We start from the raw sequence: 16,558 nt of genomic DNA, 5'->3' as shown, positions 1-16,558 counted from the left end.
GGCTACCCGCGACCACGCGGGGTATGCGTACGGGATGGCCGACCGATACCTGACCGTAGCCCTGGACAAGCGCGGCGTACGCTGCACCGCGCGGCTCCTGACCGACAAGGCCCCGCTGACGTGTGCGGCGGTCTGGGACGCGCTGCCGCTCGGCGGAGATGTCTATCACGCGAAGTATGCCCGTAATGAGATCTACGCTCTGCTCCCGGCTTTCGCGGAGCGGGAACCGCCGCTGGAGAACCCCACCGTGACCCCGATTCCGGGCGATCTGTGCTATTTCACCTTCTCCGATGTGCAGTTGGGCACGACGTCGTACGGATACGGGGAGCAGGCCGCCCACGCGGGACGGCCCACCGTCGTCGACCTCGCGCTCTTCTACGAACGCAACAATCTGCTGCTCAACGGCGATACGGGGTGGGTCCCCGGCATCGTCTGGGGCACGGTGGTCGAGGGCCTCGACCGGATGGCCGAGGCTTGTCAGGACCTGTGGCGGGCGGGGGCGCTGGGAGAGACCCTCAGCTTCCGCCGCGCTTAAAGGGCTTAAAGGCTAAAGGGGCTTAAAGGCTTAAAGGGCTGCCGGCGGGCCGGGGATCGTGGCCGCCCCCGACTCGTACAGCGCGTGCGCCGCCCGCAGCACCAGCGCGTCCGCGTGGCGCGCCCCCACCAGCTGCACCCCGATCGGCAGCCCGTCCTTGTCCACCCCGCACGGCACCGTCGCGGCGGGCTGCTGCGTCAGGTTGAAGGGGTACGTGAAGGGCGTCCACCCCGTCCACCGGCGGTGCCCGGAGTGGGCCGGCGTCTCGGCGCCCGCCTCGAAGGCCGTGATCGGCAGAGTCGGCGTGACCAGCAGGTCGTACGAGGTGTGGAACCGACCCATGCGCCGCCCCAGCTCCATCCGGACGTCCACGGCCGCCAGGTAATCCAGCGCGCTGTACTGCGCGCCGATCCGGCAGATCTCGCGCAGCCCCGGATCGAGCAGCTCCCGCTGCTCCGCGCGCAGCTGCTGCACCACCCGGGCCGCGCCGCTGAACCACAGGGTGTGGAACGCCTCCACCGGCTCGGCGAAATCGGGGTCGGCCTCCTCGATGTACGCGCCGAGGCCCGCCAGCGCCCCCACCGCCCCCCGTACCGCCGACGCGACCGCCGGGCGCACCGCGACCTGGCCGCCGAACGACGGCGAGTAGGCGATCCGCAGCCCCTTCACCCCGTCCGCGAGCCCCTCGCGGAAGCTGCCCGCCGGGCTGCCCAGCTGCGACCAGTCACGCCAGTCCTCGCCGCTGATCACATCGAGCAGCAGCGCCGCGTCCGCCGCGTCACGCGTCATCGGGCCCGCGTGCGCGAGCGTCCCGAAGGGGCTGGAGGGATACAGCGGCACGCGCCCGTACGTGGGTTTGAAGCCGAAAATCCCGCAGAAGGACGCCGGGATACGGACCGAGCCGCCGCCGTCCGTGCCGATGGACATCGCACCAGCGCCGAGCGCCACGGCCGCGGCGCTGCCGCCGCTGGACCCGCCCGAGGTGCGGCCGGGGTCGTACGGATTGCAGGTCACCCCGGTCAGCGGGGAGTCGGTGACGCCCTTCCAGCCGAACTCGGGCGTCGTCGTCTTGCCGAGGAAGACCGCGCCGTGCTCGCGCATCCGGGCCACGGACGGCGCGTCCGCGTCCCAGCCGCCTTCCGGGCGAATGGTGCGGGAGCCGCGCAGGGTCGGGGAGCCGCGCTGGAGGAACAGGTCCTTCACCGTCACCGGCACGCCGTCGAGCAGGCCCTGCGGCTCCTTCCGGCGCCACCGCTCGGCGGACGCCCGCGCCTGGTCCAGCGCCTGTTCGGCGTCGACCCGGACGAAGGCGTTGACCAGGGGCTGGACGACCTCGATCCGGTCCAGGGCCTCGCGGGTCGCGTCGACGGGCGAGAAGTCGCCTCTCTCGTACCCGGCGAGCAACTGGTGAGCAGTGAGGTCAGTCAGCGGAGACGTCATGCATGGGGACGTACCCACGTTTCTTGTCGACCACGTACGGGAACGGCCTCCCGGCCTCCCACAGCTCGTACAACTCCACGAACTGCTCACCCAGACGGTCGCGCCAGCCGACCGTGTCGCCGCTCATGTGCGGCGAGACGATCAGCCCGGGAACGTCCCAGAGCGGGCTCTCGGGGGCCAGCGGCTCGGAGGCGAACACATCCAGCGCCGCCCCCGCGATCCACCGCTTCCGCAGCGCGGCGACAAGATCGTCCTCGACCACCAGCGGGCCGCGCCCCACATTGATGAAGCGCGCCGACGGCTGCATCACGCCGAACCGCCGCGCGTCGAACATGCCGCGCGTCGCGTCGGTGAGCGGGGCCGCGCAGATGACCCAGTCGGCGCGCGCGAGCAGCGGATCGAGATCCCGCGCGCCATGGATCCCGGGCCGCTCGGTACGGCCCACCACCGCCACGGTGACGCCGAGCCGCTCCAGCAGCCCGGCCACGGCCCGGCCGATCGGCCCCGCGCCCACCACGGTCGCCCGGCTGCCCGCCACGCGCAGGCCCTCGCGGTGGTGCCAGCGCCGCTGCCGCTGGAGCTCCAGGGTGCCGGGGAGGTCCTTGGCCATGGCGAGGACCAGCCCGGCCACGTACTCGGCGATCGGCTCCTCGAAGACGCCGCGGGCGTTGGTGACCACCGTGTCCGAGGCGATCAGCTCGGGGCAGAGCAGCCGGTCGACCCCCGCGCTCGCCGTGTGCACCCAGCGCGGGCGCGGACCCTCGCCGGGCCAGGCGTCACGTACCGCGTCGGAAGTGAAGTCCCACACCAACAGCACGTCCGCGTCGGGCAGTTGACCGGCGAGCGTCCGTTCGTCGGCGTACCGGACGGTGACCCGGCCGGTGAGCCTGCCCAGACGCGGCGGGGGATCGGCGGCCAGTACGAGAAGAGTGCGTTCGGACATCGAGCGGAAGCCGTTTCGATGGGGGAACCTCCCGTGCCCGGAGGGCATACGGGGGAGTCTGGCATGTACGGATTGACCCACGCTCGCACCCGAACCTAACGTCGTCAACATACGTTCAAGGGGGCTCGCGATGGATGTCGTCTCCTTTCTCGGAGGACCACAGCCGCAACGTGGTGTCGGTGTGGTCGCCCCCTTCGATTTCGCGCTGGACCGGGAGCTGTGGCGCTGGGTCCCCGACGAGATATCGCTGCGCCTGACCCGTACGCCGTACGTGCCCGTCGAGGTCTCCCTCGACCTCGCCCGCCTGGTCAGCGAGCACGAGACGCTGGGCGAGGCGGTACGGGCGCTGGGCGTGTCCGAACCCGAGGTCGTCGCGTACGCCTGCACCTCGGGCAGTTTCGTCGGCGGCCTCGCCGGGGAGCGGGCCATGTGCGCGGCGATGACCGCGGCGGGGGCTGTGCCCTCGCTGACCACGTCCGGCGCCCTGCTCGCGGCCCTCGACGAGCTGGGAGCCCGCCGCATCGCCCTGGTCACGCCCTAATCGCCCTGGTCACGCCCTATACGGAATCCGTGACGCGGTCGCTGGAGGACTATCTGGCGGAAGCCGGGGTAACGGTGACAGGCCGCGCCTTTCTCGGGCTGACCCGGCACATCTGGAAGGTGCCGTACCGCTCGGTCGTGGACATGGCGCGGCAGGCGGTGGTGGGCGCGGCGGACGCGCTCTTCATCAGCTGTACCAATCTGCCGACGTACGACGCGATTCCGCAGCTGGAGGCCGAACTGAGGATGCCGGTGCTCTCCGCGAACCAGGTGACGATGTGGGCGGCGCTGCGTGGGATGGGCGTGCGCGCGGTAGGCCCCTACCAGGGGCTGCTGCTCCATGAGGAGCAGGCGCGGCACATCGAGCGGCTACCGCCGGTCCAGCCGATTCAGCAGGCCCAGCCGATCCAGCAGCTCCCGCAGATCCAGTCCGAAGAACAGGATGGGTGGACATGACGACGGTCGGACTCCTCTACCCCGGGCACGCCGCCGAGGAGGACTACCCGCGTATGGAGGTGCTGCTCGACAGCGACATCAGGCTGGCCGTCGTCCACACCGACATCGGCGAGGACGCGCACCGCGTCGACGCGCTGCTGCGGATGGGCGCGGCGGACCGGCTCGCGGCGGGCGTGGGCACGCTGGGGCTCGAAGGGGCGGAGTCCGTGGTGTGGGCGTGCACCAGCGGCAGCTTCGTCTACGGCTGGGAGGGGGCGCACGAACAGGTCCGCGCCCTCGCGCTGGCCGCCGGGATGCCCGCGTCGAGTACGTCGTTCGGCTTCGTGCACGCGGTACGGGAACTGGGCGCGGCACGGGTCGCGGTCGCCGCGACCTATCCGCAGGACATCACGGAGCTCTTCACCGCGTTCCTCAAGGCGTCCGGCGCGGAAGTGGTCGCGGACCGGGCGAGCGGAATCGTCACTGCGGCGGAGGTGGGGACTTGGGGCCGGGCGGAGGTGCTGGAGCTGGCGCGCGCCGGGGACCATCCGGACGCGGAGGTGGTGCTGCTGCCGGACACGGCCCTGCACACCGTGGCGTACCTCCCCGAACTGGAAGAGATGCTCGGCAAGCCGGTCCTCACGGCGAACCAGGTGACGGTGTGGGAGGGGCTGCGGCTGGCGGACCGGCGGACGTGGGAGGCGAAGCTGGGAACGCTGTTCGCCAAGCGGTGGTGACACCCGGGACCCGGAATAACCAGGAGGGTCCCGGCGGTTGGCCTGTGCTGAACGTACGTGAACGTATTTGTCGGCGCGAGAGGCTGAACGGTGGACGACGCGATAAGAGGCACGGCGGGCGGCACGGCAACCGTGCCCCTGTCCGTACTGGACCTGGTCACGGTCGGCAGCGGCCGTACCGCGACCGACGCACTGCGCACCAGCGTGGACATCGCGCGCCTCGCCGAACGCCGCGGCTTCCACCGCCACTGGGTCGCCGAGCACCACTCCATGCCGGGCGTCGCCTCGTCGTCCCCCGCCGTGATCCTCGCCCACCTCGCCGCGCACACCGAGCGCATCCGCCTCGGCTCCGGCGGTGTGATGCTGCCGAACCACGCGCCGCTCGTGATCGCCGAGCAATTCGGCACGCTGGAGGCGCTCGCCCCCGGCCGGGTGGACCTGGGCCTCGGCCGCGCACCGGGCACCGACGGCGCGACCGCCGCCGCGCTGCGGCGCACCGACCGGCTCCCCGAGGGCGCTGACGACTTCCCGCAGCAGCTCGCCGAGCTGACCCGCTTCCTGGACGACGACTTCCCCGACGGGCACCCGTACGCCCGTATCCACGCGGTCCCGGGCCCGGTCCAGGGCCCGTCGGCCCGCCCGCCGATCTGGCTCCTCGGCTCGTCGGGCTTCAGCGCCCGGCTGGCGGGCACGCTGGGGCTGCCGTTCGCCTTCGCGCACCACTTCTCGGCACAGAACACCGTCCCGGCCCTCGACCTCTACCGCGAGAGCTTCCGCCCCTCGGCGGTGCTCGACGCCCCGTACGCGGCGATCGGCGTCTCCGCGCTCGCCTCGGACGACGAGAAGGAGGCGCGCCGCCAGGTACTGACGGGCGCGCTGTCCATGGTCCGGCTGCGCACCGGACGCCCGGGGCTGATTCCGACTCCGGAGGAGGCGGCGGCGTACGAATTCACCGCGATGGAGCAGGAGTTCGTGTCCGGCTGGCTCGCGAACGTCATCCACGGGACGGCGGACGACGTACGTACGGGCCTGGACGAACTCCAGAAGCGCACGGGCGCGGACGAGCTGATGATCACCGCCACCGCGCACGGCGGCGACGCGCGGCTGCGCAGCTACGACCTGATAGCGGACGCCTACGAGCTGCCGAGCTGAACGCGCCTGCCGGAACTCGTGGTCAGACAGGGAGCGGACTGGTCCCGATCATCGCCGCGATGCGGTCCGGGGCCACCGCTCTCGAATACAGCCACCCCTGACCCGTGTCGCACCCGATCCGCCGCAGCCGTGACGCCTGGCCTGCCGTCTCCACGCCCTCCGCCGTGACCGTCAGGCCCAGCCGGTGCGCCAGCTGCACCATCGCCTCGACAATTGTCTCGTCTGCCGGGTTGGGGGGCGCCCCCTCCTGGAAGCCGCGGACGAACGTTCCGTCGAGTTTCAGGACGGACACCGGCAGCCGGCTCAGATACGCCAGGTTCGAGTAACCCGTCCCGAAGTCGTCGATGGCGATCTGCACACCCATGTCGCTCAGCGCCTGCAGCGCCTGGAGCGGGCGGCCCGCCGAGCCCATCACCGCGGACTCGGTGAGCTCCAGTTGCAGCAGCTGCGGCGCCAGCCCCGTCTCCGCCAGGATCTCCGCCACGTCCGCGACCAGGTCCGAGTCCCAGACCTGTCGTACGGCGACATTGACGCTCACAAACAGCGGCGGGTCCTTGGGGTGGTCCTTCTGCCACTGGCGGGCCTGGCGGCACGCCGTGCGCAGCACCCACTGGCCCAGCTGGACGATCGAGCCGTCCTCCTCCGCGATTCCGATGAACCGATTCGGCGTCAGCGTGCCGAACTGCGGGTGGTTCCAGCGCACCAGCGCCTCCACGCCCCGCGTCACCCCGTCCGCCATCCCCACCAGCGGCTGGTACTCCAGCGCGAACTCCCCGCGCTCCACGGCCGGGCGGAGCATGGAGGAGAGCGCCTGCCGCGTCATCCGGTGCGCGTTGCGCTCGGGGTCGAAGAGGGTCCAGCGGGCCTTGCCGTCCGCCTTCGCCCAGTACAGCGTGGTGTCGGCGGCCTGCATCAGACAGGTCGCGCTCGTCCCGTTCACGGACCGCTCCACCACCCCGATCGACGCCGACAGCGACAGCCGCTGCCCGGCCAGGTCGAACGGCTGCTGGAGCGCGGCCAGCACGGACCCGGCGAGCTCGGCGAGCTGTTCCGTACCGGTGGAGTCCTCGACCAGGATCGCGAACTCGTCGCCGCCGAGCCGGGCGACCAGATGGCCGCCGCTGCGCGGCAAGCCGTCGTCGTCGCGCGGGTGGCCGTCGCTGTTGGCGCACTCGGCCAGGCGCGCGGCGACCGCGGCCAGCAGCCGGTCGCCGACCCGGTGGCCCAGGGTGTCGTTGACGGCCTTGAAGCCGTCGAGATCCAGGTAGCACAGGCCGATTCGGCCGGTGGAGCCGTGGTCGTACACCGAGGACTCCAGCGCCGTCGACAGGCGCTCGAAGAACAGCGTCCGGTTGGGCAGCCGGGTCACGGGGTCGTGCATCTGGAGATGGCGCAGCCGGGCGTGCAGTTCGCGGCGGTCGCTGATGTCCGCGAGGGAGAGCAGCACATCGCCGTTGCCGGAGACGGGCGCGACCGTGACCTCTGCCCACAGCGTGCGCCCGTCGCTGTGTTTAAGACGTCGTGTGCAGCGGAACCGGGTACGGCGTCCGCGCAGTACGTCGCGGTATGCCTGCCAGGTTCGGCCGTCCGACGCGAGGTCGATCAGATCGGACGCCGGCTGGTCCAGCAGAACGGCGGGCTCGGTGCCGAGCAGCGCCGCGAAGGCCTCATTGGCGGTGGCGATGACGCCGTCGTCATTGACGACGGCCATCGCGAGGTGTGCGGCATTGAACGCGGCCCGGTAATCGCGCTGTTCGGCGGCAGCCCTGGCAATGCCATGACGCTCTGTGACCGACAGGGGGGCGTTACCAGGGACCGCGACTCCCGCCTGCCCTGTTCCTTCGGAGGTTCCGCTCACGCTCACTCCCGCAGTGCAGTTGTTTCGTACAGGGTCGAACAGATGTGATCGAGTTGGCCGCCTTGTCGTGTCGGCTGTCGTGTCGGCGATGGAATCCGGGCCGAAGTCCCGGAAGGAGTAGGGCAGAAGTAGGGAGAAGTTAGGGAAAGTGCGCCGATCATAGAGGCTGCCCCGGCGACCCTTCCAGCTTCTCCGTACATCGGTGGTCTACCCACTGGCGACGGACGATCGTTTCTGCACAGGTCTAAGCCCTGCCGGATTCCGCACTGACCGATTGTGACGTTCCGTGATCCATCGGAGTGTCGGTGGGTCTCGGGTCGGTGACGGCCTGGTGTCGGGTCGGTCACCCGGCTGGGGCAGGGCAACAGGGCGTAGTGCGACAAACCGGCTCAAGGTGGATGAGGTGTCCCGCATTCCGGAGCCGGAGGTCCACGTGGAGGGTCAGCAGTCAGCCGAGGGAACACCCGGGGGAGTGGCCGGGGGGGCGGGCGGTTGCGCGGCCGGGGGTGCCCGGGGGCCGGCGGAGGGGGTGGTCGAGGCGGTGGAGCGCTCGCGGCTGCGCAGTGCCGCGGCGGCCCTCACTTCCCTCGTGGCGCTCGCCGCCACCGGCCTGGTGGCCGGACCCGCCGTGGCCGATTCGGCGGCGGGCCCCTGTGCGCTGCGCCGCAGCCCCGCCCACCACTCCCTGGGCGTGGACACCTGGAACACCGCCTATCCGCGCCCTGCCCGGACCCTGGACGCGGTCATGATCTTCCTGTCGTTCCCCGACTCCGTACCGATGAATTCGCCCGACGAACTTGTGTCCGACCACTTCCCGGCCACCAGCCGGTACTTCGAGCGCGCCTCGTACGGGAAGTTCGCGCTGCGCCCGCATCCGCAGCGCCGGTGGGTGCGGATGAAGAAGGCGTCGACCGCGTACGGGATAAAGCGGGACTGGGATGCCCGGCGGCGTTCGGCGTATCTGCGCGACGCCATCTCCGCGGCGGACCCCACGGTCGACTTCTCCCGCTACGACATCGTCTACCTGGTCGCCGACCCGGACGCGCCCGGCGTCGACTCCGACGCGACGAAAGTCATCAACCTCGAACAGCCGGTGAGCGCCGACGGCGCGGACGTCACCCGGGTCGTCACCGTCTTCGAACGCCGTCCGCCCGACCGCAATGTGCTGGCCCACGAGACCGGGCACGTCTTCGACCTGCCGGACCTCTACCACCGGCCGACGGACGGCAAGGGCGACTGGGACACACATGTCGGGGACTGGGACGTCATGGGCTCGCAGTTCGGGCTCGCGCCGGATCTGTTCGCCTGGCACAAGTGGAAGCTGGGCTGGCTGAGCGGGCGGGCGGTGCGCTGCGTACAGCAGGCGGCGGAGGTACTCGCCCTGGAGCCGCTGGCCGCCGCGCCGGCGCGCGGTGGCAGCCTGGGCACGCGGCTCGCGGTCGTCAGGACCGGCGCGGACACGGCGCTCGCGATCGAGGCGCGCGGCGCGACCGGCAACGACGCGGCGACCTGCACGGAGGGCGTGCTGCTGTACCGCGTACGGGCCGAGAAGGCATCGGGCGGCGGGCCGGTCGAGGTGGTGGACACGCATCCGGACACCGGGGCGTGCTGGGACGAGTCGGTCTACCCGCCGCTGGCGGACGCGCCGCTGGGGGTGGGGGAGACGTTCACGATGCCGGGGGAGACGGGGGAGCGGACGCGGGTGGAGGTGGCGGACCGGACGAGTACGGGCGCGTGGATGGTCAAGATCACGACCGCGACCTGAGCCCTGACGCCGTGACGCGGCACGAAAAGGCCCCCCGCTGTCGCGAGGGGCCTTTTCCGTCTGTGCGCCGCCAGGGACTCGAACCCCGGACCCGCTGATTAAGAGTCAGCTGCTCTAACCAACTGAGCTAGCGGCGCGTGCTGACGTCGTAGACCCTAGCACCCGGATCGGGAGGACGAAAAATCGATATGCGAACGCCGGGACGCCAGGCCGGGGACGGTTTGCCGGGCGGCTGCGGGATGCCTGCGGGATGCCTATGGGGTGATGCCGCGGAGGAGGTCGCGGCCGAATTCGATCATCTTCCGCGCGTAGTCCTCGGTCCACTCCGCCCGCTCGGCGATTTCCGCAGGCGTGAGCCGGTCGAACCGCCGCGGATCCGCCAGCTGGGCCGCCGCCATCGCCTGGAACTCCACCGCCCGGTCGGTCGCGGCGCGGAACGCCAGGGTCAGCTCGGTGGCGCGGCTCAGCAGATACCGGGGATCCTCGATCGACTCCAGATCGAAGAAGTGCTCGGGGTCGGCTGCGGCTTCCGACGGTTCGAAGAGCAACGGTGCTGGTCGCAGCCTCCGCTCGCTCTGCTCGGGTTCCGCCATGTGGTTCTCCTCCTCGCACAGGTGCGGCCTCGTCCTGGCCGCGCTTTGCTGGCTCGTGCTGTCGTGCGTCGTGCGGGTGGCCTTGGACTCCGCCCGGTGTCTGGGGCCACCGTCCATTGTCCCGTTGCGCGCAAGAGGGCGACCGGAGCGCCTCGGGCCCTTGTCGGGGCTCCGCCCCGAACCCCGCGCCTCAAACTCCCCCTACGGCCTAGGGCGTGTTTGAGAAGTCCCTCCCCCTGGACTTCGTCCGGTGGGGGTCCCCTGGCTTCTCCCCCGTGCGAAGCCACGGGGGAGAAGCCAGGGGGAGGACCCCCAGCCCGCGACGCCTGGCACGCGCACTCGCGGTGTTGCACGCGCACTCGCGGTGTTGTCGGAGTCGCCCAAGTACTCCCCCAGAGCTTCGCCTGGGGGTGCCCCCCATCGCCTTGCGATTGCACGCACCAGACGCCGCAGGGCCCGCCCTACCGGGCGGACGGCGCTACTTCTCAAACACGCCCTAGCGGCGTGGGAGGTACCCCCAGCGAGGCTGGGATTTGCCGGAGGGGCTTAAGTTGCCGATGGCCCGGCAATTCAAGCCCGTCCGGCGATTGAGGACACGGCCGAAGGCCGTACGGGGCAAGGGGCGAAGGCCCTTGGTTATAGAAAGCTCACCCGGTGCTCCGCCAAGTGCGCCAGCACCGCGTGGTTCGCCTCCCATCCATCCGGGAATTTGACCGTGACCCCCAGCTGGACCGGCTCCGTCGACGGGTGCTCGTCCAGCAGGTCCGTCACGCCCGCCCGGCACACCACGACGCACGCGTGCCGGTGGCGCGAAGCCAGCACGCACAGGCGGCCCGTCTCCAGGTGGAACGCCGTCGCGTCCGGGCGGCCGGACAGCGGGTGCAGGACGACCGTGACGTCGTACTCCCGGCCCTGGAGGCGGTTCGCCGTGTCCACCGTGACCTCCGTGACGCCCGTCTCGGCCAGCGCCGCCCGTACCGCCGCCGCCTGGTCGCGGTGGGCCGTGCCGACGGCGATCCGGTCCGCGGTGAGCGGGACGGGGTCCGGCGAGCGCTCGCTCGTCGCGGCGCCCCCGCGGTCCAGCAGCCGCCGGACGACCCGGGCCACCGCCCGTACCGCCTCCGGGTCCGTACGCGGCGTATGGCGGGCGGGCAGTTCCAGCAGGCCCCAGCCCGACTCCGCCGCCTCGTCCACCACGCGGTCCACCGCCGAGCCGTCCGACTTCACCCCGAACGCGAGCGTCCGGTCGCCCGGCCCCGTACCGCTGCGGAAAGGGGTGTACGGGTAGAACGCGTCCGACACGAGCGGCGCGGCCGACGCCGGGAGCCGCCAGGAGACGGGCAGCCGGTGCTGCGGCAGCTCCGGATTGTGCGCCAGCAGCGTCGAGACCGCGCTCGCGGACGGGTCGTACGAAAGACCCGCCCACTGGTCCGCGCCCACGATCGAGAACGGGTCCAGCTGGCCCGGATCACCCACGAACAGCGCACGTTCGAAGAGCCCCGCGACGGCGAGCAGCGCGTCGGAGCGCATCTGGTACGCCTCGTCCACGATGGCGTGGCGCCAGGGCTCCACCCCCTGCACATGCGCCCACTTCGCGGCCGTCGAGATGACGACGTCCAGGCCCGCGAGGTCACTCGCCTTCGCCGACTTGCGGACGTTGTCCAGCTGGTCGAGGGCCTTGTCGTACGGATCGGATTCATTGCTGTGCAGGCGGCCGACGGGAAGGTCCGGATCCTTCTCGGCGAGCCGCAGCACCAGGTCGTCCACCTGCGCGTTGGTCTGGGCGATGACCATCAGGGGCCGTCCGGCGGCGGCCAGCTCACGGGCGGCGTGGACGACGAGCGTCGACTTGCCCGCACCGGGCGGCGAGTCCACGACGACGCCGCGCGCGGTCCCCTCCAGCGTGTCGGCGAGGATCGCGGCGGTGGCGCGGGCGGCCGCGGCGGCCGGGTCGAAGGGCCCGGAGCCACCAGTGTGCGGTCGGGTCACAGAATGTCCTCCGGGGTCACGGGGTCCGGGCTCTCCGCGTCCGTGCGCGGCGGGCCGCCGTGGGTCCACGGGGTGTCCTCCGGGTCCGGCAGTTTCGGGCCACCCCGCTGGTCGTGTTCGAACAGGGTCCAGGCGATGCGGTCGCCCACCTGCGGGACGGAGCCTTCCGCCGGGTCCTTGGCGCGGCCCATGCGGTCGGTCAGCCGCACCACCAGGACGCCGTCCGCTTCACACCGTACGAATTCGGCCGTCTGCGGTTTGCCCTCCAGCGAGCGGTACACCTTCGTCCGCTCGCCCAGCTGCGGCCGGTCGTCCGTACGAACGGTGATCAGGGGGCGCGGGCTCGGCCGCTTCGACTCCGACCACGCCATCACAACCTCGACGACCTCGCTCACGAACGCCTCGCCCGCGAGTCTGCGCCCCGCCAGCACCAACGGGTCGTCCAGCGCCTCCTGCGCCTCCAGCTGCGCCTGGGCCGTCTCGCGGGAGGCGAGCTTCTGCGCGGCCGTCACGGCGTCGTCGCGGCGTGGCTGGGGCGGCTCCCCCGCCCGTACGCGATCGCGGTGGGCCGTGAACGACCAGCGGTCGCGCGTCCAGCGGTCCGCCGCTCTGGCTCCCTCCGGCAGCTCCCGCAGCAGCTCCAGGCTGCGCCACACCGCCGTCCACGTGGGGTGCAGCTGACTGGCCAGGAGCCGGCGGATCTCCCGCTCCGCGCCGGTCAGCTCGCCGAGCCGCGCGTCCGCCGTCGGCCCGTCCTCGGCCGCCGCCAGGGCCTGGCGCGCCCGGTCGTAGCGCTCCACGGCGGGGGCGAGCAGCCTGTTGTCGAAGGCCGGGTCGGTGGCCGGTCCGGCGGGCGGGCAGAGCAGCTGCCCGGCCCGGTCCCGCGCCAGCTCGGCGCGCAGCGCCGCCTCCGCGCCCGATTCACCCTCGGGAGCGGCGATCCAGGCCAGCAGCGCGCCCAGGTGCTGGTCCTCCAGGCTGGACTGGCCGGTCGCCCAGTGCTTGCCGAGCAGGTCCGTCGCCGCGAGCAGCAGCGAGGAGCCGGGCACCCGGGCCCGCTCGCCGTAGTGCGTCAGCCAGCGGCCGAGCAGCGGTACGCGCGGGGGCGCGGGGTAGGGCACGTCCGGGTCCTGCTCCGCCGTACGCCGGAACCGCATCGACCGGCCGAGCAGCCGTACGAAGTCGATGGCGGCCCGCCCCGGAACGATCAGCTGCGGCGCGTCCGCGCACAGCTCCACCTCGACCTTGACGCGCTTGCCGGTCGCCGGGTCGGTTTCGCTGCGCTCGGCGGGCTCGACGTCGTCGGCGTACGCGTCCAGGTGGGGCAGTACGGCGTCGGCGAGCTGCGCGAGGAAGGCGAACCGCAGGTCGCGGTCGCGCGGCTGCGGCACGATCAGCAGCCGGGGCTCGTGGGGATCGGTCCCGACGAGCGCGCCCAGCGGCGCGCCCGCCTCACCGGCGGTGGTGAGCGGTACGAAGACCAGCGGCCGGTCGGTCAGGTGCCGGTGGCGCACGGTCGCCAGGGGGGTGGCCCGGCCCGACTCGACGGCCTCCAGCCGGGCGAGAGTGGAGATCAGCGACATCCGGCCGCCTCCTTCAGGGCGTCGGCGCGCAGTGCGGCGGCCCGGCGCAGCGCGGTGACCGCCGGATCGTCCGCGGGATGATCCGTCCCGCCGCGGGCCGCCGCCAGGACCGCGCCGACGGTCGTCAGGCCGCCCAGCTCGCCGCGCACCGCCCGCCCCAGCGCCTCGACGGCGCCCGACTCGCGGGCCCGGTCGCGGCAGTGGAAGGCCAGTTCGCAGGCGGCCAGGCACTCGGGGGCGTACGCCGCGGACACCGACTCGACCGCCGCCGTCAGCTCCTCGGCCGGGCGCTCCAGATCGAAGGTGGCCCCCTCGGGCAGCGCGGCGGCCAGGTCCTCGATCCGGGTCAGCCGGGCCAGCTGGCGGCGGGTGACCGACAGCTGCTTGCGTACGTCCACGACCGACGCGGTCGGCAGGTTCGAGAAGTCCTTCGGGCAGACCAGCAGGACGGTGTGCGCCACGCTCGCGCCGCCGGTCAGCGCGGCGACCCGCTCCAGCGCCAGTACGTACACCGCGGCCTGGCGCGCGGCGGCGCCCACCTTCGCCGCGTCCGCCGAGCCGTCGATCATCGGGAAGGACTTGATCTCGACCACGGTCCACCGGCCGTCGGGGCGTACGACCACCACGTCGGGCTCCAGATACGCGGGGGAGCCCGCGACCTCCAGCGCCAGCATCGGATGGTCGAGCAGGGTCCAGCCGCCGGTGGCGGTCGCCTCGCGCAGGGCCAGCGCGGTGCGCGCCGCCCGGCCCTCGGGCCCTGCCGCGCTCAGATCGGGGACCCGGACGGAGGCGACCTCGGCGGGCGAGTCGAGACCCAGCAGCCGCACCAGCTCCTTGCCGCCGTCGGCCTTCACCTTCGCCTCGAAGGCGTTGCCCCGCATGAACGCGAACTGCGATTGCCCGTACGCCGCCGGGGACCCCAGGGCGGAGGCGAGCGCCGTCTTGTCCACGCCCGCGCCGTCCAGCAGCGCGCGCCGCTTGCAGCCGGGGTTGGCGGCGAGGGCGGCCAGCGCGCGGGCGTCGAGCGGATGCGGCTGCGCGGCGGGGCCGCGCAGCTCAGCGAGCCGCTGCCGGAGTGGAGTCGTCGGCGTCGGCGGATTCGGCGCCTGCGGAGGAGGTCCGCTGTCCAGGGATTCGCTCACCCGCGGAAGTCTCGCATCCGGCACTGACAATCGAGGATTTCCAGCCGGAAACCAGTCCGGAAACCAAGGGCGAGAGGTGCGCCCGCAGCCGGTCGGCGAGGCGCATCGCGGGACGCGTCAGCAGCGCGCCGAGGCCCATCACCGCTCCACCCGCGACCGCGTCCAGGAAGTAGTGGTTCGCGGTGCCCATCACCACGAAGACGGTCAGCAGCGGGTAGGCGACGCCGATGGCCTTCATCAGCGGCGTACGCCCGTGCCGCCACAGCAGTACGCCGCACCACAGCGCCCAGCCCACATGCAGGCTCGGCATGGCCGCGTACTGGTTGGTCATCCCGCCAAGACCGCGCGGCGCGCTCGCCTCGGCGCCCCACCAGCCGTACGAGCTGTACTGCGCCATCGTGTCCACGAAGCCGTGCGCGGCGTCCAGGAGCCGCGGCGGGGCGGTCGGCAGCAGTGTGAAGCCGACCAGGCCGAGCAGCGTGGAGAGCATCAGCCAGGTGCGGGCGGCCCGGTAGCGGGCAGGGCGGCGCCGGTAGAGCCAGATGAGGATGGCCGGGGTGACGAGATAGTGCAGGGAGGCGTACGCGAAGTCGGCGGGTATGCCGAGGGCGGGAGTGCTGGTGAAGAGCCGGTTGAGCGGGTGCTCGGCGTTGAGGGAGAGCGCCTGCTCGACGCGGAGGATCGCCAGTCCGTGATCGACCGCGGTCGTCACATCACCCCGCACGAGCAGCCGGCCTGCCGAGTACACGGCATAGACCACGGCCAGCAAGGGCAATTCGCTCCACCAGCGGTGCGGGTGGTGGCGGGGCGCGGTGTACGGCGACGATCGCGACGTCATCCGAACGTTTCTCCATTTGATTCAGGCTTGTTCGGGCGGCTATAGGCCCTCGTAACCGTACGGTGTATGACGCAGGCGTTCCGCACAGGGTCCGGGTCCTTGTCCGGATCACTGCTCCGGCCTGTACGAGGACGCTGAGACCATCCCGGAGGTTGCCTCTCGTTCAGGTGAGCGATGATGAGACGTCATCGCACGTGAACCTCAGGAGAGCCCTTCATGGCACCGCGCATCCTGCTCGCCCGGCACGGCCAGACCGAGTGGTCGCTGCTCGGCAGACACACCGGCAGGACCGACATACCCCTGCTCGAAGAGGGCCGGCGCGGGGCGAAACTTCTGGGGGAGCGGCTGCACCGGGGGCCGTGGGTGGCGGAACTGGAGTCGGTCGAGGTCCGCACCAGCCCGCTGGTGCGGGCGAGCGAGACGTGCGAGCTCGCGGGGTTCGGGGCGCGGGCGTCCGAGTGGGACGCGCTGATGGAGTGGGACTACGGGTTGTACGAGGGCCTGACCCCGGCCGACATCCGGTCGACCCGCCCGGACTGGTTCATCTGGCGTGACGGCGTCCCCAGCGGCGAGACGCTCACGGAGCTCTCGGCCCGGGCGGACGAGGTGGTGGAGTGGGCGCGCTCGGCGGACCGCGACGTCCTGGTCTTCGCCCACGGGCATGTGCTGCGGGTACTGGGCGCGCGCTGGCTGAACCTGGACGCGTCGTTCGCGGCACGGCTGCGGCTGGACCCGACGAGCCTGTCGGTGCTGGGGTGGGCGTACGGGGAGCCGGCGGTGGAGCGGTGGAACGACACGGGCCACTTGGAGGGGTGAGGGTTCCCCACCCCGCCCGTTCCCTTAACTGGGGGCTGCGCCCCCAGACCCGTACCGCCCTTCGGGCGGTGTCCTCAATCGCCGGACGGCTGGATTTCCAGCCCCGCCGGCGTTTGAGGCGCTGGGGGTCCCCCCACGCCGCTAGGCGTAGGGGGAGTAGGGGGAGGGTTCCGGGGCAGCGCCCCCGACAAG

The 16,558-nt window shown here is 72.1% G+C and carries 13 protein-coding genes, 1 tRNA gene and 1 pseudogene; 6 read left to right on the top strand and 9 right to left on the bottom strand.

Annotated features, from left to right (window positions below):
• Positions 1–34 precede the first annotated feature (34 nt).
• Positions 35–535 (top strand): DUF3830 family protein, encoded by a 501-nt coding sequence (locus ACIHCQ_RS40595; RefSeq protein ID WP_399673981.1) that lies wholly within the window; start codon positions 35–37, stop codon positions 533–535.
• A gap of 30 nt (positions 536–565) precedes the next feature.
• On the opposite strand, the gene ACIHCQ_RS40590 is transcribed toward ACIHCQ_RS40595, so the two are convergent.
• Positions 566–1,975, bottom strand: a complete 1,410-nt coding sequence (locus ACIHCQ_RS40590; RefSeq protein ID WP_399673979.1) for an amidase — start codon at positions 1,973–1,975, stop codon at positions 566–568.
• Complete coding sequence (locus ACIHCQ_RS40585) at positions 1,956–2,918, bottom strand: D-2-hydroxyacid dehydrogenase (protein WP_399673977.1); 963 nt, start codon at positions 2,916–2,918, stop codon at positions 1,956–1,958. Before ACIHCQ_RS40585 ends, ACIHCQ_RS40590 begins: the two co-directional genes overlap by 20 nt.
• 130 nt (positions 2,919–3,048) lie before the next feature.
• Between ACIHCQ_RS40585 and ACIHCQ_RS40580 the strand changes: the two are divergent.
• The 3 genes and pseudogenes from ACIHCQ_RS40580 to ACIHCQ_RS40570 all read left to right on the top strand — a co-directional run bounded on the left by ACIHCQ_RS40580 (position 3,049) and on the right by ACIHCQ_RS40570 (position 5,782).
• Positions 3,049–3,914, top strand: a pseudogene (locus ACIHCQ_RS40580) (decarboxylase).
• The gene (locus ACIHCQ_RS40575) at positions 3,911–4,630 is read left to right on the top strand and encodes a decarboxylase (RefSeq protein WP_399673975.1); all 720 of its coding nucleotides are present in this window, start codon (positions 3,911–3,913) and stop codon (positions 4,628–4,630) included. Before ACIHCQ_RS40580 ends, ACIHCQ_RS40575 begins: the two are co-directional and overlap by 4 nt.
• A gap of 90 nt (positions 4,631–4,720) precedes the next feature.
• Positions 4,721–5,782 (top strand): LLM class flavin-dependent oxidoreductase, encoded by a 1,062-nt coding sequence (locus ACIHCQ_RS40570; protein WP_399673973.1) that lies wholly within the window; start codon positions 4,721–4,723, stop codon positions 5,780–5,782.
• 22 nt (positions 5,783–5,804) lie between these two features.
• Here the strand turns inward: ACIHCQ_RS40570 and ACIHCQ_RS40565 are convergent, their stop codons facing one another.
• The gene (locus tag ACIHCQ_RS40565; protein WP_399673971.1) at positions 5,805–7,640 is read right to left on the bottom strand and encodes a putative bifunctional diguanylate cyclase/phosphodiesterase; all 1,836 of its coding nucleotides are present in this window, start codon (positions 7,638–7,640) and stop codon (positions 5,805–5,807) included.
• Between the two features lie 403 nt (positions 7,641–8,043).
• On the opposite strand from ACIHCQ_RS40565, the gene ACIHCQ_RS40560 reads away from it, so the two are divergent.
• Positions 8,044–9,405, top strand: a complete 1,362-nt coding sequence (locus ACIHCQ_RS40560; protein ID WP_399673969.1) for a M6 family metalloprotease domain-containing protein — start codon at positions 8,044–8,046, stop codon at positions 9,403–9,405.
• A 63-nt stretch (positions 9,406–9,468) separates the two neighbouring features.
• Here the strand turns inward: ACIHCQ_RS40560 and ACIHCQ_RS40555 are convergent.
• From ACIHCQ_RS40555 to ACIHCQ_RS40530, 6 genes are all read right to left on the bottom strand, one after another.
• A tRNA-Lys gene (locus ACIHCQ_RS40555) sits at positions 9,469–9,542 on the bottom strand.
• A gap of 117 nt (positions 9,543–9,659) precedes the next feature.
• Positions 9,660–9,998 carry a hypothetical protein gene (locus tag ACIHCQ_RS40550; RefSeq protein WP_399673967.1) on the bottom strand — a complete coding sequence of 113 codons (339 nt, stop codon included), beginning with the start codon at positions 9,996–9,998 and terminating at the stop codon, positions 9,660–9,662.
• A 636-nt stretch (positions 9,999–10,634) separates the two neighbouring features.
• Entirely contained in the window at positions 10,635–11,987 is a 1,353-nt protein-coding gene (locus ACIHCQ_RS40545; protein WP_399673965.1) for an AAA domain-containing protein, read from the bottom strand.
• On the bottom strand, positions 11,984–13,570 hold the full coding sequence (locus tag ACIHCQ_RS40540) for a hypothetical protein (RefSeq protein ID WP_399673963.1): 1,587 nt from the start codon (positions 13,568–13,570) through the stop codon (positions 11,984–11,986). The genes ACIHCQ_RS40545 and ACIHCQ_RS40540 overlap by 4 nt, the downstream gene beginning before the upstream one ends.
• The gene (locus ACIHCQ_RS40535) at positions 13,561–14,712 is read right to left on the bottom strand and encodes a hypothetical protein (RefSeq protein ID WP_399673961.1); all 1,152 of its coding nucleotides are present in this window, start codon (positions 14,710–14,712) and stop codon (positions 13,561–13,563) included. Before ACIHCQ_RS40535 ends, ACIHCQ_RS40540 begins: the two co-directional genes overlap by 10 nt.
• Positions 14,627–15,550, bottom strand: a complete 924-nt coding sequence (locus tag ACIHCQ_RS40530) for a phosphatase PAP2 family protein (RefSeq protein ID WP_399673959.1) — start codon at positions 15,548–15,550, stop codon at positions 14,627–14,629. Before ACIHCQ_RS40530 ends, ACIHCQ_RS40535 begins: the two co-directional genes overlap by 86 nt.
• Positions 15,551–15,766: 216 nt before the next feature.
• Here ACIHCQ_RS40530 and ACIHCQ_RS40525 point away from each other — a divergent pair, with 216 nt between their 5' ends.
• Entirely contained in the window at positions 15,767–16,366 is a 600-nt protein-coding gene (locus ACIHCQ_RS40525) for a histidine phosphatase family protein (RefSeq protein ID WP_399673957.1), read from the top strand.
• The last annotated feature ends 192 nt before the right edge of the window (positions 16,367–16,558 follow it).

The sequence above is a fragment of the Streptomyces sp. NPDC052236 genome (assembly GCF_044548015.1).
Lineage (GTDB): Bacteria > Actinomycetota > Actinomycetes > Streptomycetales > Streptomycetaceae > Streptomyces.
Note: the sequence above shows the minus strand (reverse complement) of the source record. Positions and strands in the feature narration are given on the sequence as shown.